This is a genomic window from Streptomyces sp. ISL-1, from assembly GCF_018614585.1.
GTDB lineage: Bacteria > Actinomycetota > Actinomycetes > Streptomycetales > Streptomycetaceae > Streptomyces > Streptomyces maoxianensis.
The window spans coordinates 1-15,579 of record NZ_JAGGOI010000055.1 but is presented as its reverse complement, the minus strand read 5'-3'; the positions used below and the strand labels follow the sequence as shown (position 1 = coordinate 15,579).

Sequence of the window (15,579 nt, the reverse complement as noted above, 5' to 3'; positions counted from 1 at the left end):
ACCGGTCGCGGCGGGCCGGGCTCGCCCGACCCGCCGCGACCGGGGCACCTCGCGCTACCCGCTCGGTCGGCCCAGATCGTCCAGTCGGCTCAGATCGTCGCCGTGTCGATCACGAACCGGTAGCGGACGTCGCTCGCCAGCACCCGCTCGTACGCCTCGTTGATCTGGTCCGCGCGGATCAGTTCGATCTCCGCGCCCAGACCGTGCTCGGCACAGAAGTCGAGCATCTCCTGGGTCTCCCGGATGCCTCCGATCCCCGAGCCCGCGAGGGTCTTGCGGCCACCGATGACGGAGAACAGGTTGAGCGAGACGGGCTCCTCGGGAGCGCCCACGTTCACAAAGGCCCCGTCCGTCTTGAGCAGGCTCAGATACCTGTCCAGCGGAAGCGGCGCGGAGACCGTGGAGACGATCAGATCGAAGGTGCCGGCGAGCTGCTCGAAGGTCGCGGCGTCGCTGGTCGCGTAGTAGTGATCGGCGCCCAGCTTCAGCCCGTCGTCCTTCTTGCGCAGCGACTGGCTGAGGACGGTCACCTCGGCGCCCAGCGCGTGCGCGATCTTCACGCCCATGTGGCCGAGGCCGCCCAGGCCGACGATGGCGACCTTCTTGCCGGGGCCCGCGTTCCAGTGGGCAAGCGGCGAGTAGAGGGTGATGCCTGCGCACAGCAGCGGGGCGGCGATGTCCAGCGACAGGCCGTCGGGGATGCGCAGCGTGTATGCCTCGTCGACGACGATATGGGTGGAGTAGCCGCCATAGGTCGCCTCGCCGCTCTTGTCGAGGGCGTTGTACGTGCCGACCATGCCGCCACCCGTGCAGTACTGCTCCAGACCGGCCTTGCAGTTGTCGCACTCGCGGCAGGAGTCGACCATGCAGCCGACGCCCACCCGGTCGCCGGCGGCGAACTTCGTCACTCCGGCGCCGACCTCGGTGACGACGCCCGCGATCTCGTGGCCCGGCACCATCGGGAAGATGCCCTCGCCCCAGCCGTCGCGGGCCTGGTGGATGTCGGAGTGGCAGATGCCCGCGTACTTGATCTCGATGAGGACGTCGTGCTCGCCCACAGGGCGGCGGGGGACGGTGGTCCGCTCCAGCGGGGCCTTGGCGGCGGGAGCGGCGTATGCGGAAACGGTGGTGGTCATGGCATCCAGCCTGGGGCAGGTCGCGACACTTACCCAGCCCTCTGTTGTGCCTACGTCCAGCGTGCCTACTACTGGCAGGGACAGCGTCGACAGGCTCCCCGTCCGGTAATACTGGCTGCATGGACCAGCGCGCCGAACTCAGCGAATTCCTCCGCTCCCGTCGTGGCCGGCTCCAGCCGCAGGACGTCGGGCTGCCGCAGCTGGGCCGCCACCGCCGTGTCCCGGGGCTGCGCCGGGAGGAGCTGGCTCAGCTCGCCGGTGTCTCCGTGGCGTACTACACGCGTCTCGAGCAGGGCAACGGCCGCAATGTCTCCACCGAGGTACTCGACGCCATCGCGCGGGCGCTGCAGCTGACCGACGTCGAGCGTGACCATCTCACCCACCTCGCCAAGCCGAAGCAGAAGAAGCACCGGCGGATGGGACGGCCGCAGCAGGTGCGGCCTGCCCTCCAGCAGCTGATCGACGCGATGGACTCGGTGCCCGCGTTCGTCGTCGGGCGGCGGCTGGACCTCCTGGGCTGGAACCGCATGGCCCGCGCACTGCTCGGCGACTTCGCCGCGCTGCCGCCGCAGCAGCGGAACATGGCGAAGCTCGTCTTCCTCGATCCCAACGCCCGCGATCTGTATGTCGACTGGGAGTGCAAGGCGGTCGAGGTCGTCAGCACGCTGCGGATGTACGCGGGCTGCTCGGCCGACGACCCCCAGCTGCCGGAGCTGATCGGCGAACTGTCCGTGAAGAGCGAGGAGTTCCGCCGGCTCTGGGCCGCACACACCGTGCAGGAGAAGGGTCACGGCACCAAGCGGCTGCACCATCCGCTGGTGGGCGAGATGACCCTCTCGTACGAGACGCTGAGGCTGCCCGACGACCACGATCTGTCGTTGGTCACCTATCACGCGGAGCCGGGCAGCCGTTCGGCCGATTCGCTGCGGCTGCTGGCCGGCTGGGGCGTTGACGAGGCGGCGGAGGCCGACGCGACCGGACGCGGCTAGAGCGTGTCTGCGAGCTTCGCCTGGAAGATCGCGACCCCGCGCTCACGCCGGTAGCCGAGCCTTTCGTTGACGGCCAGCATCGGAGCGTTGTCGTCGGCGACCGTGGTCGCGATCTCCCGTATCCCGGGATGCCGCGCGCTCACCGCCGACAGCATGTGCCGCTTGACCGCACGGCCGAGTCCGCGGCCCCGGTGGGCCGGGGCGACCACCGTGTCGTACTGGATGGCGCGGACGTCCGACGGGTCGCGCAGCACCAGTTCGGTGTACGCGGCGACCGCGTTGCCGCCCGCCGGGTGAAGGACCGCCGAGGAGAGGATCACCCCGCCCCGGTCCACGATCAGCTGCGCGGCGGCCCGCACCCGGTCCGCGTCCCACCGCGGTGACTGCTCGTCCCTTTCGCCGTTGGGCGCGTCCTCCATGGCGTTGTGGGCCTCGGCGAAGGCGTCGGCGAAGGCGTCGGGCACGACACCGGTCCACTGGGCGTACGCATAGCCCGCAGGCAGCTCCGGCGGCTGGTCGGCTTCGGGCGCGGCCCGCACATCCTGTACGTACCACTGGAGCGGCAGCACATTCCCGAAGCCGAGCCCGGTGGCGAACTTCTCGCCCGCGCCGCCCGGTTCGAGGGGCGTGGAGACCGATGTCCGTCCCCCGGCCGCGAGTTCGGCGCGTACGGCGGCCCAGAGCGCCGCGCCGACGCCGCGCCGCCTGGCCCGCGGGCGCACGGCCAGCACATCAAGGAAGGCGGTGTGCCGGTTGGCCTCGTCCGTGAACAGCAGCAGCGAGGCCACGCCGTCGTACGAGCCGTCGGGGGCCGTCGCCGCGAAATGGACGGCGTGCCCGCTCACCGAGGAGTGCCGCAGCTTCCCCTCGGTCTCGACCCGGCCGGGCACCGGCACCCCGGCCGGAAGATCGTGGGCGTGCGCGGCGGTGACCACCGAGTGCCAGGCGTCGATGGCGGAGGCGTCGGGCGTGACGGGAAGCCGAGTGATCGTCATGTCGAGCGACGGTACGGGCAGGTTCGGACGGGCGCAGGCCAATTTCTTCGGCCGCCGCCGCGCCGAGGGCCGGATTGTCCGCCGCGGTCCCGTTCGGAACCACACCACCTCGGGCAACGAAAGCGGCGGCACCCCGGGCAGGGCGCCGCCGCTTTCCAATGCCTACCGGGCCGGGCTCAGACCGCGGAGCCGGCCTTCCACTGGGTCCAGTTCAGGTTCCAGCCGTTCAGGCCGTTGTCGGGCTGGACGGTCCTGTCCTGGGAGTTCTTCACAATGACGACGTCGCCGACGATCGTGTTGTTGAACAGCCAGGCAGCGGGCTGGTTCGCGTCGCCCGCACCCTTCACGTCGTTCAGGCCGACACAGCCGTGGCTGGTGTTGGCGCTGCCGAAGATCGAGTCGGCGCCCCAGTAGTTGCCGTGGATGAACGTGCCCGACGTGGACAGCCGCATCGCGTGCGGGACGTCCTTGATGTCGTACTCGCCCTTGCCGTCCTTCTTCTTGAAGCCGACCGTAGAGCCGTCCATCCGGGTCTCCTTGAACTTCTCGGAGATCACCATCTGGCCGTTGTACGTCGGGTTGTCCGGGGCACCGGCGGAGATCGGGATGGTCTTGATCGTCTTGCCGTCCTGGGTGACCGTCATCGTCTTGGACGACGCGTCGACGGTCGAGACCTGATTGCGGCCGATCCTGAAGGTGACCGTCTTCTGCTGGACACCGAAGACCCCTTGGGCCCCCTGGACCCCGTCGAGGTTCAGCTTGAGGGTGACGGTCGAGCCCTCCTGCCAGTACTGGTCGGGGCGGAAGTCGAGACGCTGCCCGTTGAACCAGTGGCCGACGATCTCCTGGCCGCTGCTCGACGTCACGGTGATCCCGGACTGGACGGCCTTCTTGTCGGTGATCGCCTTGTTGAAGTTGATGGACACCGGCATGCCGACGCCGACGGTGGAACCGTCCTCCGGCGTGAAGTTGCCGATGAAGCTGTTGGCGGGCGAGACCGTGGTGAAGGAGGAGTTCTCGTGGGCCTCCAGGCCCTCGGTGTCCTTGGCGGTCGCGGCGATCTTGTACGTGGTGGAGCGCTCGAGCTGGCCGTCCGGCTTCCAGCTCTTGCCGTCGGCAGCCAGGGTGCCCTTGACGCTCTCGCCGGCGACGGTGGTCATGGCCACCTGAGTCAGGGTGCCGTCACTGACGGTGACTTTGGCGTCGTTGTTGATGCCGATGTTGCTCGCGCCGTTCTTGGGCGAGATGGTTATTCGCGCCTTCGAAGCGTCCTTCGCCGCCGCCTCGTCGACCTGGGCTTGCGACTTCTTCGAGCTTTCGGCGCTGCCGCCCTTGTCCCCGTCGCTGCTGCAGGCAGAGATCGCCAGCACGCCACCGAGCACGGCGGACGCGGCCATCAGGCCTTTGCGCCGCTTGCTGTCCGTCATCACACGCTTCTCCATCGTCGCCGATTCCCCTGACCAACACTCTGGACGACACCCATACCCGGTCATCCGGTTCCACATCACATTTGAATGTGGGGAACACCACTCACTGATCCACCGACGCAGTTGCGGCGCCCGCGGTTGCACTTCGGCACGAAATCAGCCGGGCCCCGGTTCAGCGACCGCCGTCTTCGTCGCCGTCTTCCTCGCCGTCTTCGTCGCCTTCGTACGCCTCGCCCTCTTCATCTTCCTCGTCGAGGTCCCACTCCTCCGCATCGGGGTCGTAGTCGATCTGTTCACTGCTCCAGGATGCCTGGGCGAGCTCCACCCCAGGGACGTCGCTGACCAGGTCGAAGGGGTCCACGAGATAGGCGATGGCTTCCGCCTCGTCCTCGCGTACGGCCGACTCGGCGTGCGCACGCTCCTCGTCGGGCATGAACTCGTCGGCCGCGATGCGGTCGAGGGCCGCGCCGGTCAGGGCCCCGGAGTCTCCCACCTCCAGCACCAATTCCACCCGCAGCCGCACATAACGTGATGTCTCAGAAGTGGTCATACGTCGGAGCGTAGGCCTCCCGCCCCTGCGGCTTTCCCCCGACCCGCTGCTTTCATTAGCATCAGCGCACCCGGCCAATTCGTTGATGCCTCAAGGGGGATCGAGTCCGTGTCCGTCGCACGTCGACCGCTTCTGACCGCCACTGCAGCAGGGACTCTGCTCTGTGCGCTGTGGTTCGTTCCCTCGGCGAATGCCACCATCGACCGGGAAGCGGTGCAGAGACAGCACAGCGGCGCCGCGGCGTCGTCGCAGGAGCTGAGGCTCGCCGACACGGGCACCGTGGACACCACGCCGTATCTGGTCGGCGGGACGGCGTTCCTGGGGATCGGCGTCGGCTTCGTGGCGTATTCGGTGCGCCGCAGCGGTGCCTGGCAGATGTGACGAGTTCTGTGTGCGTGTACGGCAATGGCCGCCCCGCGGGGCGGCCATTGCCCGTGTCGCGCTAGGCCAGCGGGCCGGTCACCGGCTCCACGGCCGCGATGAGCTTTCCGTCCCGTACGAACGCGTCCGCGGCCTCCAGGTCGGGCGCGAGGAAACGGTCCGGGCCCGGGCCCTGGACGCCCGCGGCGCGCAGCGCGCCGATCGCGGCCTGCGAGGCGGGCGCGGGGGTCAGATGCCGGCGCAGCTCGATGGCGCGGGTCGCGGCGTAGAGCTCAACGGCGAGGATCCGGTTCAGATTGCCGACGGCGGTACGCAGCTTGCGCGCGGCCGACCAGCCCATCGAGACATGGTCCTCCTGCATCGCCGACGATGGGATCGAGTCGACGGAGGCCGGCACCGCGAGCCGCTTCATCTCGCTGACCAGGGCGGCCTGTGTGTACTGGGCGATCATCAGGCCCGAGTCCACGCCGGCGTCGTCGGCGAGGAACGGCGGCAGGCCGTGCGAGCGGTTCTTGTCGAGGAGCCGGTCGGTGCGGCGCTCGGCGATGGAGCCGAGGTCGGCGGCGCAGATGGCCAGGAAGTCCAGGACGTACGCGACGGGCGCGCCGTGGAAGTTGCCGTTGGACTCCACGCGGCCGTCGGCCAGCACGACCGGGTTGTCGACGGACGAGGCGAGCTCGCGGTCGGCGACGAGGCGGGCGTGGGCGAGGGTGTCCCGCCCGGCGCCGGCGACCTGCGGGGCACAGCGCACCGAGTACGCGTCCTGGACGCGCGGCGCCTCCTCCTCCTGGAAGTGGCCGACGAGCCCGGAGCCCTTGAGCACGGCGCTCATATTGGCGGCGGCGACGGCCTGGCCGGGGTGCGGGCGGATCGCGTGCAGTTCGGGGGCGAGCACCTTGTCGGTGCCGAGCAGCGCCTCCAGCGACAGCGCGGCGGTGATGTCGGCGGTTACGTAGAGGCGCTGGAGGTCGGCGAGTGCCATGACCAGCATGCCGAGCATGCCGTCGGTGCCGTTCAGGAGGGCGAGGCCCTCCTTCTCGCGGAGTTCGACGGGCGCGATGCCGTGCGCGGCGAGCAGCTCGCCGGCGGGCTTCACGATGCCGTCGGGACCCTCGGCGTCGCCCTCGCCCATGAGGGTGAGCGCGCAGTGGGAGAGCGGCGCGAGGTCGCCGGAGCAGCCGAGGGAGCCGTACTCGTGGACGACGGGCGTGATACCGGCGTTCAGTACGTCCGCCATGGTCTGGGCGACCTCGGGGCGTACGCCGGTGTGGCCGGAGGCCACGGTCTTCAGGCGGAGGAACATCAGTGCGCGGACGACCTCGCGCTCGACGCGCGGGCCCATGCCTGCGGCGTGCGAGCGGACGATGTTGCGCTGGAGCTGGGCGCGCAGCTCGGGGCTGATGTGCCGGCTGGCGAGGGCGCCGAATCCGGTGGAGACCCCGTAGACGGGCTCGGGCCTGGCGGCCAGCGCGTCGACGATCCCGCGGGCCGCGGCGAGGGCGGCGACGGCCTCGGCGGAGAGCTCGATCCGGGCGCCTCCGCGGGCCACGGCGATGACGTCATCGGCGGTGGTACCGGACGTCCCCACCACGACAGTGTGCATATCCATATTCAGCAGCGTACGGACTGAATCTCAACCTGTCACTACTGCCGGCCGGGTTGGACCCTTACCGCAATGTCACGCCCACTTCAGGGCTCGCTCCAGGGCTCCTGGGCGTCCTCGGGCCGTGCGCCCCGGAAGGCGCGGCGCTCGTGCGGCGGGCGCGGCGGGGCGTCCGCGAGCCGGAGCACGGTGCCGTCACGGCCCGCGACCACCGGCTTCGGGGAGCGTGCCGCCTTCGCCCGGTACTGAGCCGCGTCCGCGAGCCGGAACAGCCGGCGGGACGAGCGGACCTGCCCGATCGGGTCGCCGGTCGACGCGACTCCGCACGCCACGCCCTCACCCAGCTCCAACTCGCCCGCGCGGACGCAGAGTTCGTCCGCGACACGGACCACCTCGTCCGCGGCGGGGCCCACCGTGACCAGGCAGAACTCGTCCCCGCCGAGCCGCGCCGCGAGCGCGCCCGGCAGCATCGCCCCGCACAGCGAGAGCACCGAGCCGAAACGTTCGAGCAGCCGGTCGCCGACCGCATGGCCGTGGGTGTCGTTCACCTGCTTGAGGCCGTTGAGGTCGCAGACGACGAGGCTGACGACGGAGCCGTCCGCGCGATGCCGCTCAAGGACTTCATCGAGCCTTATGTCGACGGCGCGGCGGTTGGCGAGCCCGGTCAGCGGGTCGGTGAAGGCCAGCCTGCGTACCTCTTCGAGGCGCTCGGTCTGGGCGATCCCGGCAGCCACGACGGACGCGAGCACGGTCGCGAAATCCGCGTCGTCCCGGCCGAACACCGGGGCGCCGAGCGGCCTGGCGACATACAGCTCTCCCCAGGCGCGCCCGTGCAGCACTATCGGCGCGACGACGCAGCAGCCGCGGCGGCGACGGCGCAGTGCCGCGACCCTCTGATGGCGGTAGCCGTGCCCGGGCGTGGCCGGGCCGTCCACGGTCTCCACCCAGGCTTCGGGCTCGCCGCCGCCGGCCCACCGCTCGTGCAGAAACTCGGTGATCTCCGGGAAGCGGTTGACCGGATAGGTCTCGGACTCGGGGAACTCCTCTTCCTCGGGGGCCCGTTCGCCCGCGTTGACGAGCACTCTGAGCCGTCCGAGATCGCGCTCCCACACCGACAGCGCGGCGAAGGAGCCGGCGAGCGCGTCACGCGCGCCCAGCGCGGCCGCCCGCCAGGATTCGCGGGGGGTGTGCGCGGCCGCCACCGCCTGCGCCAGCGCCACTACGGCTCGCAGCCGCCGATCCTCAGCCATCATCCCAGCTTAGGGAGTTTTGCCCCGCTTCGATCAATCGGGGTTGCTCCCGCCCAGTTCCCCGCTCCGAATGCTCACCCAGCCGTTCGGCAGATGGTCACTCGCCGGGCCACTGCGGCTTCCGCTTTTCGTTGAAGGCCGCGACGCCCTCGGCCCGGTCCCCGGAGAAGGCGACCGAACGCCAGGCGGCGTCCTCCACCTCGAGACCCGCCCGCAGATCGAGCCCCTGCCCCAGCCGCAGAGCTCGCTTGGCGGCGCGCAGCCCGACGGGCGAGTTCGCGGCGATCCGGGCGGCGACGGCGAGCGCCTCGGTCCTGGCGTCGTCCGCCAGCTGGTCGACGAGCCCCAACTCCCGTGCCTCGGCGGCCTGAACGCGACGCGCTGTATAGACCAGCTCGGCGGCGCGGGCGGCCCCGACCCGGCGCGGCAGCAGCTGCGTCCCGCCGCCGCCGGGGATGACGCCCACGGACACTTCGGGCAGCCCCACGACGGCGGTGCCGTCGGCCACAATCAGATCGCAGGCCAGCGCGAGCTCGAACCCGCCGCCGAGCGCGTAGCCGTGCACGGCGGCGACGGTCGGCATGGGCAGCTCGAGCACCCCGGTGTAGGCGGCCCGAGCGGTCGGCCGCTGGCGCACCAACTCGGCGTCGGAGAAGGAGTTGCGCTCCTTGAGGTCGGCGCCGACGCAGAAGGCCCGCTCATGGGTGGAGGTGAGAACGGTGACGCGCACGTCCCGGTCGGCGGCGAGCGCGTCGCAGGCGGCGGCGATGGAGCGGGCCATCTCGGTCGAGACGGCGTTCATGGCCTTGGGCCGGTCGAGCACGAGCTCGGCGACATGCTCGTGCCTGCGTACGACGACGAATTCCCCGAAGCGCTGCTCGGACTCGGACATGACGGCACCCTCCCAGGGGGTTTGGAGGAACCCCCGAACGACACAGCACGATGGTTCACCGGATCATAGGCGCGCGGGCCCTGACGGGGTCTGCCCCGCCCGGCCCAGGCCGGCTTTTCAGCGTCGCCGGCGTTTGCGGGCGTGGGGGTGCGGATTGCCGGGTGCGGGGCGGAGCCCCGGTTACGGAGCGGAGCCCCGGTTACGGGCGGGGAACAGGGCCGCCCGGACTCAGCTGCGGCGCGACAGCAGCCAGGGTTCGACCACGCCGAGTCCGCGGACCGGGCGTTGCCACATCGGCTGGAGGGCGAAGCGGTACGAGGGGGGCTCCTCGCCCTCCTTCTCCGCCGCGGCCGCCTCCTCCGCCGCCTCCGTCTCGGAGGCCGGCGCGTCGCCCGTACGGACAAGCTCCACCGCGAGCGCGCCGTCGACCAGCACCGCGTCCTTCGGCGCTATCGATGTCAGCCGACTGGCCAGGTTCACCGTCGTGCCGAAGACATCGCCCATCCGCGTGGTGACCGTCCCGAAAGCGATGCCGACGCGCAGCTCCGGCATCGACTCGTCGTTAGTCATCGTCTCTATCAGCCGCAGCGCGATCTCCGCCGCCGTGCCCGCCTCGTCCGCCGCGTACAGGACCTCGTCGCCCAGCGTCTTGATCAGGCGGCCGCCGTGCGCCGCGACCAGGTCGGCCGCCGTGGTTTCGAACGCCTCGACCAGCTCGCCCAGTTCCTCTTCCTCCAGCCGCCGCGTCAGCCGCGTGAAACCGACCAGGTCCGCGAAGCCGACCGCGAGCCGGCGGTCGACCATCTCCTCGTCGTCCGCGGCCTGGACCACGCGCCCGGTCGCCGCGGCGAGCTGGCGGCGCCAGACGTACACCAAGAACTCCTCCAGCTCGGGCAGGAGCAGCTCAACCAGGGGGTACGTGACTTCCGTGCGGGTCATCCCGGGCTCGGGCGGCTCCGTCAGGCCCTCCAGGAAGGAATCGATCTGCCATTCCGCCAGCCGGGCGGTGGTCTGTCCGGTCGAGCGGGCCACCTGGATCGCCATCGGCTCGCTCAGCAGGCCCGCCTCGACCAGACCGGCGAGGCGTCGCAGGGCCAGTACGTCCGCCTCGGTCAGCGCTTTCGCCTGGCCGATGTCGGCGAAGCCCATCGCCCGCCAGAAGCGGGAGGCCAGCTCCATCGAGACACCGGCCGTGCGGGCCGCCTGGAACGGCGTATAGCGACGTTCAGCGCCGAGAATCAGCTGCTCGAGGCGGATCGCAAGAGGGTCGTCGGTGGGCTCCACCGTGTGATCGACCTCGTGGTGGGGCGGGTGCACGGCGGGGGATCCGGAGTACGGCCCGGAAGTGGCACCGGGGGAAGTCCCGGGAGAGGCTCCCGCAGAGTCCGAAGAGAGCGCATCCGACGACAAAGAGGTCTTGTCGGACGATGAATTCGACGGGGCGGACGCGCCGGACGGGGAGTCCGACGGCGGCTGCGCGCCCTCGCCGGAATTGGTGTCGTCGACGGTCACCAGCCGCCTCCTGCCCGTTCCCTGCGCACTGCCCTGCCGATCTGTAGCTCGATCGCCTCAACGATACGGCAGGTGTGCCCTGGCTCACGTCCTGGTCGCCGTACCGGTTCAGCCGGCCGGCCGCAGGTGCACGATGTCGCCCGCGCTGATCGGCTGGTGCTCGCCGTCCTCGGTGGCCAGCACCAGCCGCCCGTCACCGTCCAGGGCCATCGCCTCGCCGGTGACCGAGCGACCGCCCGGCAGCTCGGCCCGTACGGTCCGTCCCAGCGTCGCGCAGTCCGCCGCGTACGCCTCCTGCAGCCCCGAGAGCCCCGGGTCGCCGCCCGCCGCGCGCCAGTCGCCGTACCACTGCTCCAGCGAGCGCAGCACCGCCCGCAGCAGCGGGTCGCGGTCCGTGGAGATCGCGTTCGCCAGGCCCAGGGAGCCCGCCGTGGGGACGGGGAGTTCGGCCGCGCGCAGCGTGACATTGACGCCGATGCCGATGACGACCGCGTCTTCCCCTGTCCGCTCGGCGAGGATCCCGCCGGTCTTGCGCTCCTCGCCGCCGACTTTTACCAGCAGGTCATTAGGCCATTTGAGGGACATGTCGACTCCCGCGGCCCGCGCGAGGCCCGTCGCTGCCGCCACTCCGGCGAGGAGCGGCAGCCACCCCCAGCGCTCCACCGGGATGTCCGGCCCGGGCCGCAGCAGCACGGACACGAACAGCCCCGACCGCGCGGGCGCCGTCCAGTTCCGGTCCATGCGTCCCCGGCCCGCCGTCTGCTCCTCGGCGACGAGCACCGCCCCCTCGTCGAGGGAGTCGGCACGGGCCGCCAGGTCGGAGTTGGTGGAGCCGGTCGACGCCACGACGTCGAACGAGGTCCACAGCCCCCCCGGCTGCAGCAGGGCGCGGCGCAGCGCGGGCTCGTTCAGCGGCGGCCGGTCGAGGTCGGACCAGCGGCTTCCGGGCGCATTGTCAGGCGTCATGCAAGCCAGGTTAGGTGTGGCAAACGCCGCACTGCTGAGCGCCATGCACGCCGATACGCTACGTGTCAGTAGCCATTCCGGTTGACGTTGACCAGGACAGGGAGCCGCATCCCGATGTCGGAGTCCGAGATTGACATCCATACCACCGCAGGAAAGCTCGCAGACCTGCAGCGCCGCGTTGAAGAGGCGACGCATGCCGGCTCCGCCCGCGCGGTGGAGAAGCAGCACGCCAAGGGCAAGTTGACGGCCCGCGAGCGGATCGATCTGCTGCTGGACGAGGGTTCGTTCGTGGAGCTCGACGAGTTCGCCCGGCACCGGTCCACCGACTTCGGCATGGAGAAGAACCGCCCCTACGGCGACGGTGTGGTCACCGGCTACGGCACGGTCGACGGCCGCCCGGCGGCTGTCTTCTCCCAGGACTTCACGGTCCTCGGCGGCTCCCTGGGCGAGGTCTACGGCCAGAAGATCATGAAGGTGATGGACTTCGCGCTGAAGACCGGCTGTCCCGTCATCGGCATCAACGACTCCGGCGGCGCCCGTATCCAGGAGGGCGTCATGGCCCTCGGCATGTACGGGGAGATCTTCCGCCGCAACACCCATGCCTCCGGCGTGATCCCACAGATCTCGCTGGTCGTCGGACCGTGCGCGGGCGGCGCCGTCTACTCCCCCGCGATCACCGACTTCACGGTGATGGTCGACCAGACCTCACACATGTTCATCACCGGCCCCGACGTCATCAAGACGGTCACCGGCGAGGATGTCGGCTTCGAGGAGCTGGGCGGAGCCCGTACGCACAACACCACCTCGGGTGTCGCGCACCACATGGCAGGCGACGAGAAGGACGCCGTCGAGTACGTCAAGTCGCTCCTGTCGTACCTGCCTTCGAACAATCTCTCCGAGCCGCCGGCCTTCCCCGAGGAGGCCGACCTGGAGCCGACCGACGAGGACCGCGAGCTCGACACCCTCATCCCGGACTCGGCGAACCAGCCGTACGACATGCACACGGCCATCGAGCATGTGCTGGACGACGGCGAGTTCCTGGAGACCCAGGCGATGTTCGCGCCGAACATCCTCACCGGCTTCGGGCGGGTGGAGGGCTTCCCGGTCGGCATCGTCGCCAACCAGCCGATGCAGTTCGCCGGCTGTCTCGACATCAACGCCTCCGAGAAGGCCGCGCGCTTCGTGCGCACCTGCGACGCCTTCAACGTTCCCGTGCTGACCTTCGTCGACGTGCCCGGCTTCCTGCCCGGCGTCGACCAGGAGTACGGCGGGATCATCCGCCGCGGCGCCAAGCTGATCTACGCCTACGCGGAGGCGACGGTCCCGCTGATCACGGTGATCACGCGGAAGGCCTTCGGCGGCGCGTACGACGTCATGGGCTCCAAGCACCTGGGCGCCGACCTCAATGTGGCCTGGCCGACCGCGCAGATCGCGGTGATGGGCGCGCAGGGCGCGGTGAACATCCTGCACCGCCGCACCATCGACGCAGCCAAGGACGCAGACGAGGCAGCGGCGACCCGCGCCAAGCTGATCCAGGACTACGAGGACGCGCTCCTCAACCCGTACGTCGCGGCGGAGCGCGGCTATGTCGACGCCGTGATCATGCCGTCGGAGACGCGTTCGCACATCGTGCGGGGGCTGCGTCAGCTGCGTACCAAGCGGGCAAGCCTGCCGCCGAAGAAGCACGGCAACATTCCTTTGTAAGCACAAGCCGACAAGCCTGGAAGGAGCCGCTGTGATCAAGGTTGTACGGGGCAATCCGACCCCGGAGGAGCTGGCCGCCGCACTGGCGGTGGTTCAGGCGCGCGCCGCGGCGACGGCCTCGGCGGGGGAGGGCGCCGACGCGCCGCCCGAGCAGTGGGCGGATCCGGCGCTCATCGCACGCAGTCGCAGGCCCCTGCCCGGGCCCCGCGCGTGGGCGCGCACCTACTGGCCGGTTTAGGGACCGACCACACGGGGCTCCGCCCCGGATCCCGGTCCCCGATGACCGGACGGGCTGATCCTCAGCCCGTCCGGCCATCGCGGTGCTCGTGTCCCTCTCTGCACACCAGCCCCGTCCGGCCGTTTCAACACCTGGAATTAGTCCGTTGTCACCCCGGCGGTTGAGTACGCGTACTCAGGCGCCGTCCAGGACCCGGCAGCAGGATCGAAGGCATGCTGTGGTCCGACCCGGAGGACGAGCCCCCCAAGGAACTGCGCGAGACGCAGGCCATGATGCGCCGCGTGGGCCTTGTGCTCGCCCTGGCCATGGTGCTTGCCATGTTCGTGCTCGGGCTCCGCTGACCGCCACCTACCATGACCCCATGACCGCTCAGCGCCCCCGCATCGTCCTCGGCTCCGCCTCCCCCGCCCGGCTCAACCTGCTGCGCCAAGCCGGACTCGCCCCCGAGGTGATCGTCAGCGGCGTCGACGAGGACGCGCTGAGCGCGGCGACGCCCGCCGAGCTGGCCCTGGCACTCGCCGAGGCGAAGGCAGCCGCCGTGGCCGCCCGGCCCGAGGCCGCCGGCGCGCTCGTCATCGGCTGCGACTCGGTCCTCGAACTCGACGGCCAGGCCCTCGGCAAGCCGGCTGACGCGGAGGACGCCACGGCCCGCTGGAAGGCGATGCGCGGCCGCTCGGGCGCGCTGCTGACGGGCCACTGCGTTGCCGACACCGCGACCGGCCGCAGCGTGTCCGCCACCGCGTCGACCACGGTGCGCTTCGGCGACCCGACGGACGACGAGATCGCCGCGTACGTCGCGAGCGGTGAACCGCTGCATGTTGCGGGCGCGTTCACGCTGGACGGCCGCTCGGCGCCGTTCATCGACTCCATAGAGGGCGACCACGGCAACGTGATCGGCCTCTCGCTGCCGCTGCTGCGCAGGCTGCTGGCCGAACTCGGTTACTCGATCACGGATCTGTGGGTGTAGGTCAGGCTGTGGCGGGGGCCCCGGTCTCCGCCCCGTTCCCGCTGCCGCTTTCGTTCCCCTTGCCGCTTTCGGCACCGGGGCCCGTCTCCTTGCCGTACGCCACGAGCGTCAGCACGATCAGCCCCAGCACGACCATCAGGAACGCGAACGCGTCCCATCCCACGAGCCCCACCGTCAGCGCGCCGAGCACCCCGTGCACGACCGCGCATGTGATCAGCAGAATCCGGGCGAAGCGCCCCGGAGCCCGGTCGCGCAGCCCCATCAGCAGGCACAACACGCCACACGTCGCCAGATACAGGCCGAAGACCCCGCCCATCACCCAGGTGCCGGCGACCATCGCGCCGGGGTCAAGGCCGTCGAGCGACATGTTCTGCTTGTCGACGAAGTTGGCGAGGATGCCGTTGATCACCACGATGCCGACGGCCTCCACCAGCAGAACAATCGCGGCCACCACGGCCACCGGTCTGCGCGCCACGGCGCCCCCAACCCTCTGTTACCGGAAGTACGTACGACACCGTGAACGCTACTAACGGGTAAAGGGCGGGACAAGGGTTCCGGCACGCTCGGTCTCGCGGCAAAGAATCATTGGGCCATTCGTAGGGACTCGACAAAGAAACGTCATCCGTCGCTGGCCTCTCGGACAGAGACCTGTGCCACACCCGAAGGCTACTGTTCGGGGGAGGAACCCGTCGTACCGTGGTGCGACAAGGGATTTCGCGACTTGCGCGAGCCTCGAATCACGCTCTGTGTGGGCAAGCTCACCATTGGGGATGGGTCGAAAGGCCGTGTCGGTAGTCCCTAAACTCAGCTTGTTTCAAGGAGGGAGCCATCGTGCGCAAGGTGCTCATCGCCAACCGTGGCGAAATCGCTGTCCGTGTTGCCCGTGCATGCCGGGACGCCGGGATCGCGAGCGTAGCCGTCTACGCCGATCCGGACCGGGACGCTCTGCATGTCCGCGCGGCCGACGAA

General features: G+C 70.3%; 17 protein-coding genes. 7 read left to right on the top strand and 10 right to left on the bottom strand.

The window, feature by feature from the left end:
• Positions 1-89: 89 nt before the first annotated feature.
• Positions 90-1,136, bottom strand: a complete 1,047-nt coding sequence (locus J7E87_RS31540; protein WP_215098038.1) for an NAD(P)-dependent alcohol dehydrogenase — start codon at positions 1,134-1,136, stop codon at positions 90-92.
• Positions 1,137-1,255: 119 nt separating this feature from the next.
• On the opposite strand from J7E87_RS31540, the gene J7E87_RS31535 reads away from it, so the two are divergent.
• Positions 1,256-2,125 (top strand): helix-turn-helix transcriptional regulator, encoded by an 870-nt coding sequence (locus tag J7E87_RS31535; RefSeq protein WP_215098037.1) that lies wholly within the window; start codon positions 1,256-1,258, stop codon positions 2,123-2,125.
• Here the strand turns inward: J7E87_RS31535 and J7E87_RS31530 are convergent.
• From J7E87_RS31530 to J7E87_RS31520, 3 genes are all read right to left on the bottom strand, one after another.
• Positions 2,122-3,120, bottom strand: a complete 999-nt coding sequence (locus J7E87_RS31530) for a GNAT family N-acetyltransferase (RefSeq protein WP_215098036.1) — start codon at positions 3,118-3,120, stop codon at positions 2,122-2,124. The genes J7E87_RS31535 and J7E87_RS31530 overlap by 4 nt on opposite strands.
• Before the next feature lie 176 nt (positions 3,121-3,296).
• Complete coding sequence (locus J7E87_RS31525; RefSeq protein ID WP_215098035.1) at positions 3,297-4,562, bottom strand: Ig-like domain-containing protein; 1,266 nt, start codon at positions 4,560-4,562, stop codon at positions 3,297-3,299.
• Positions 4,563-4,719: 157 nt separating this feature from the next.
• Entirely contained in the window at positions 4,720-5,097 is a 378-nt protein-coding gene (locus tag J7E87_RS31520; protein ID WP_215098034.1) for a hypothetical protein, read from the bottom strand.
• A gap of 108 nt (positions 5,098-5,205) precedes the next feature.
• Here J7E87_RS31520 and J7E87_RS31515 point away from each other — a divergent pair, with 108 nt between their 5' ends.
• Complete coding sequence (locus J7E87_RS31515; protein WP_215098033.1) at positions 5,206-5,478, top strand: hypothetical protein; 273 nt, start codon at positions 5,206-5,208, stop codon at positions 5,476-5,478.
• A gap of 61 nt (positions 5,479-5,539) precedes the next feature.
• On the opposite strand, the gene hutH is transcribed toward J7E87_RS31515, so the two are convergent.
• The 5 genes from hutH to J7E87_RS31490 all read right to left on the bottom strand — a co-directional run bounded on the left by hutH (position 5,540) and on the right by J7E87_RS31490 (position 11,701).
• Entirely contained in the window at positions 5,540-7,081 is a 1,542-nt protein-coding gene (hutH, locus tag J7E87_RS31510; RefSeq protein ID WP_215098086.1) for a histidine ammonia-lyase, read from the bottom strand.
• 86 nt (positions 7,082-7,167) lie between these two features.
• Complete coding sequence (locus J7E87_RS31505) at positions 7,168-8,331, bottom strand: diguanylate cyclase domain-containing protein (RefSeq protein WP_215098032.1); 1,164 nt, start codon at positions 8,329-8,331, stop codon at positions 7,168-7,170.
• Between the two features lie 97 nt (positions 8,332-8,428).
• Positions 8,429-9,223, bottom strand: a complete 795-nt coding sequence (locus J7E87_RS31500; protein ID WP_215098031.1) for an enoyl-CoA hydratase/isomerase family protein — start codon at positions 9,221-9,223, stop codon at positions 8,429-8,431.
• 228 nt (positions 9,224-9,451) lie between these two features.
• Positions 9,452-10,540, bottom strand: coding sequence for an adenylate/guanylate cyclase domain-containing protein (locus J7E87_RS31495; protein WP_215098085.1), 1,089 nt, complete (start codon positions 10,538-10,540; stop codon positions 9,452-9,454).
• Positions 10,541-10,843: 303 nt separating this feature from the next.
• On the bottom strand, positions 10,844-11,701 hold the full coding sequence (locus J7E87_RS31490) for a biotin--[acetyl-CoA-carboxylase] ligase (RefSeq protein ID WP_215098030.1): 858 nt from the start codon (positions 11,699-11,701) through the stop codon (positions 10,844-10,846).
• Between the two features lie 114 nt (positions 11,702-11,815).
• Here J7E87_RS31490 and J7E87_RS31485 point away from each other — a divergent pair, with 114 nt between their 5' ends.
• From J7E87_RS31485 to J7E87_RS31475, 4 genes are all read left to right on the top strand, one after another.
• Complete coding sequence (locus J7E87_RS31485; RefSeq protein ID WP_215098029.1) at positions 11,816-13,405, top strand: acyl-CoA carboxylase subunit beta; 1,590 nt, start codon at positions 11,816-11,818, stop codon at positions 13,403-13,405.
• A gap of 31 nt (positions 13,406-13,436) precedes the next feature.
• Complete coding sequence (locus J7E87_RS31480) at positions 13,437-13,643, top strand: acyl-CoA carboxylase epsilon subunit (protein WP_215098028.1); 207 nt, start codon at positions 13,437-13,439, stop codon at positions 13,641-13,643.
• Positions 13,644-13,855: 212 nt separating this feature from the next.
• Positions 13,856-13,984 carry a morphogenic membrane protein MmpB gene (gene mmpB / locus J7E87_RS36030; RefSeq protein WP_285427440.1) on the top strand — a complete coding sequence of 43 codons (129 nt, stop codon included), beginning with the start codon at positions 13,856-13,858 and terminating at the stop codon, positions 13,982-13,984.
• A gap of 20 nt (positions 13,985-14,004) precedes the next feature.
• The gene (locus tag J7E87_RS31475) at positions 14,005-14,610 is read left to right on the top strand and encodes a nucleoside triphosphate pyrophosphatase (protein WP_215098027.1); all 606 of its coding nucleotides are present in this window, start codon (positions 14,005-14,007) and stop codon (positions 14,608-14,610) included.
• 1 nt (position 14,611) lies between these two features.
• Here J7E87_RS31475 and J7E87_RS31470 read toward each other — a convergent pair whose 3' ends face one another.
• Complete coding sequence (locus tag J7E87_RS31470; protein ID WP_215098026.1) at positions 14,612-15,085, bottom strand: hypothetical protein; 474 nt, start codon at positions 15,083-15,085, stop codon at positions 14,612-14,614.
• A gap of 356 nt (positions 15,086-15,441) precedes the next feature.
• Here J7E87_RS31470 and J7E87_RS31465 point away from each other — a divergent pair.
• Positions 15,442-15,579, top strand: a 138-nt coding sequence (locus J7E87_RS31465) for a biotin carboxylase N-terminal domain-containing protein (protein ID WP_215098084.1), incomplete at its 3' end; no start/stop codon positions are given.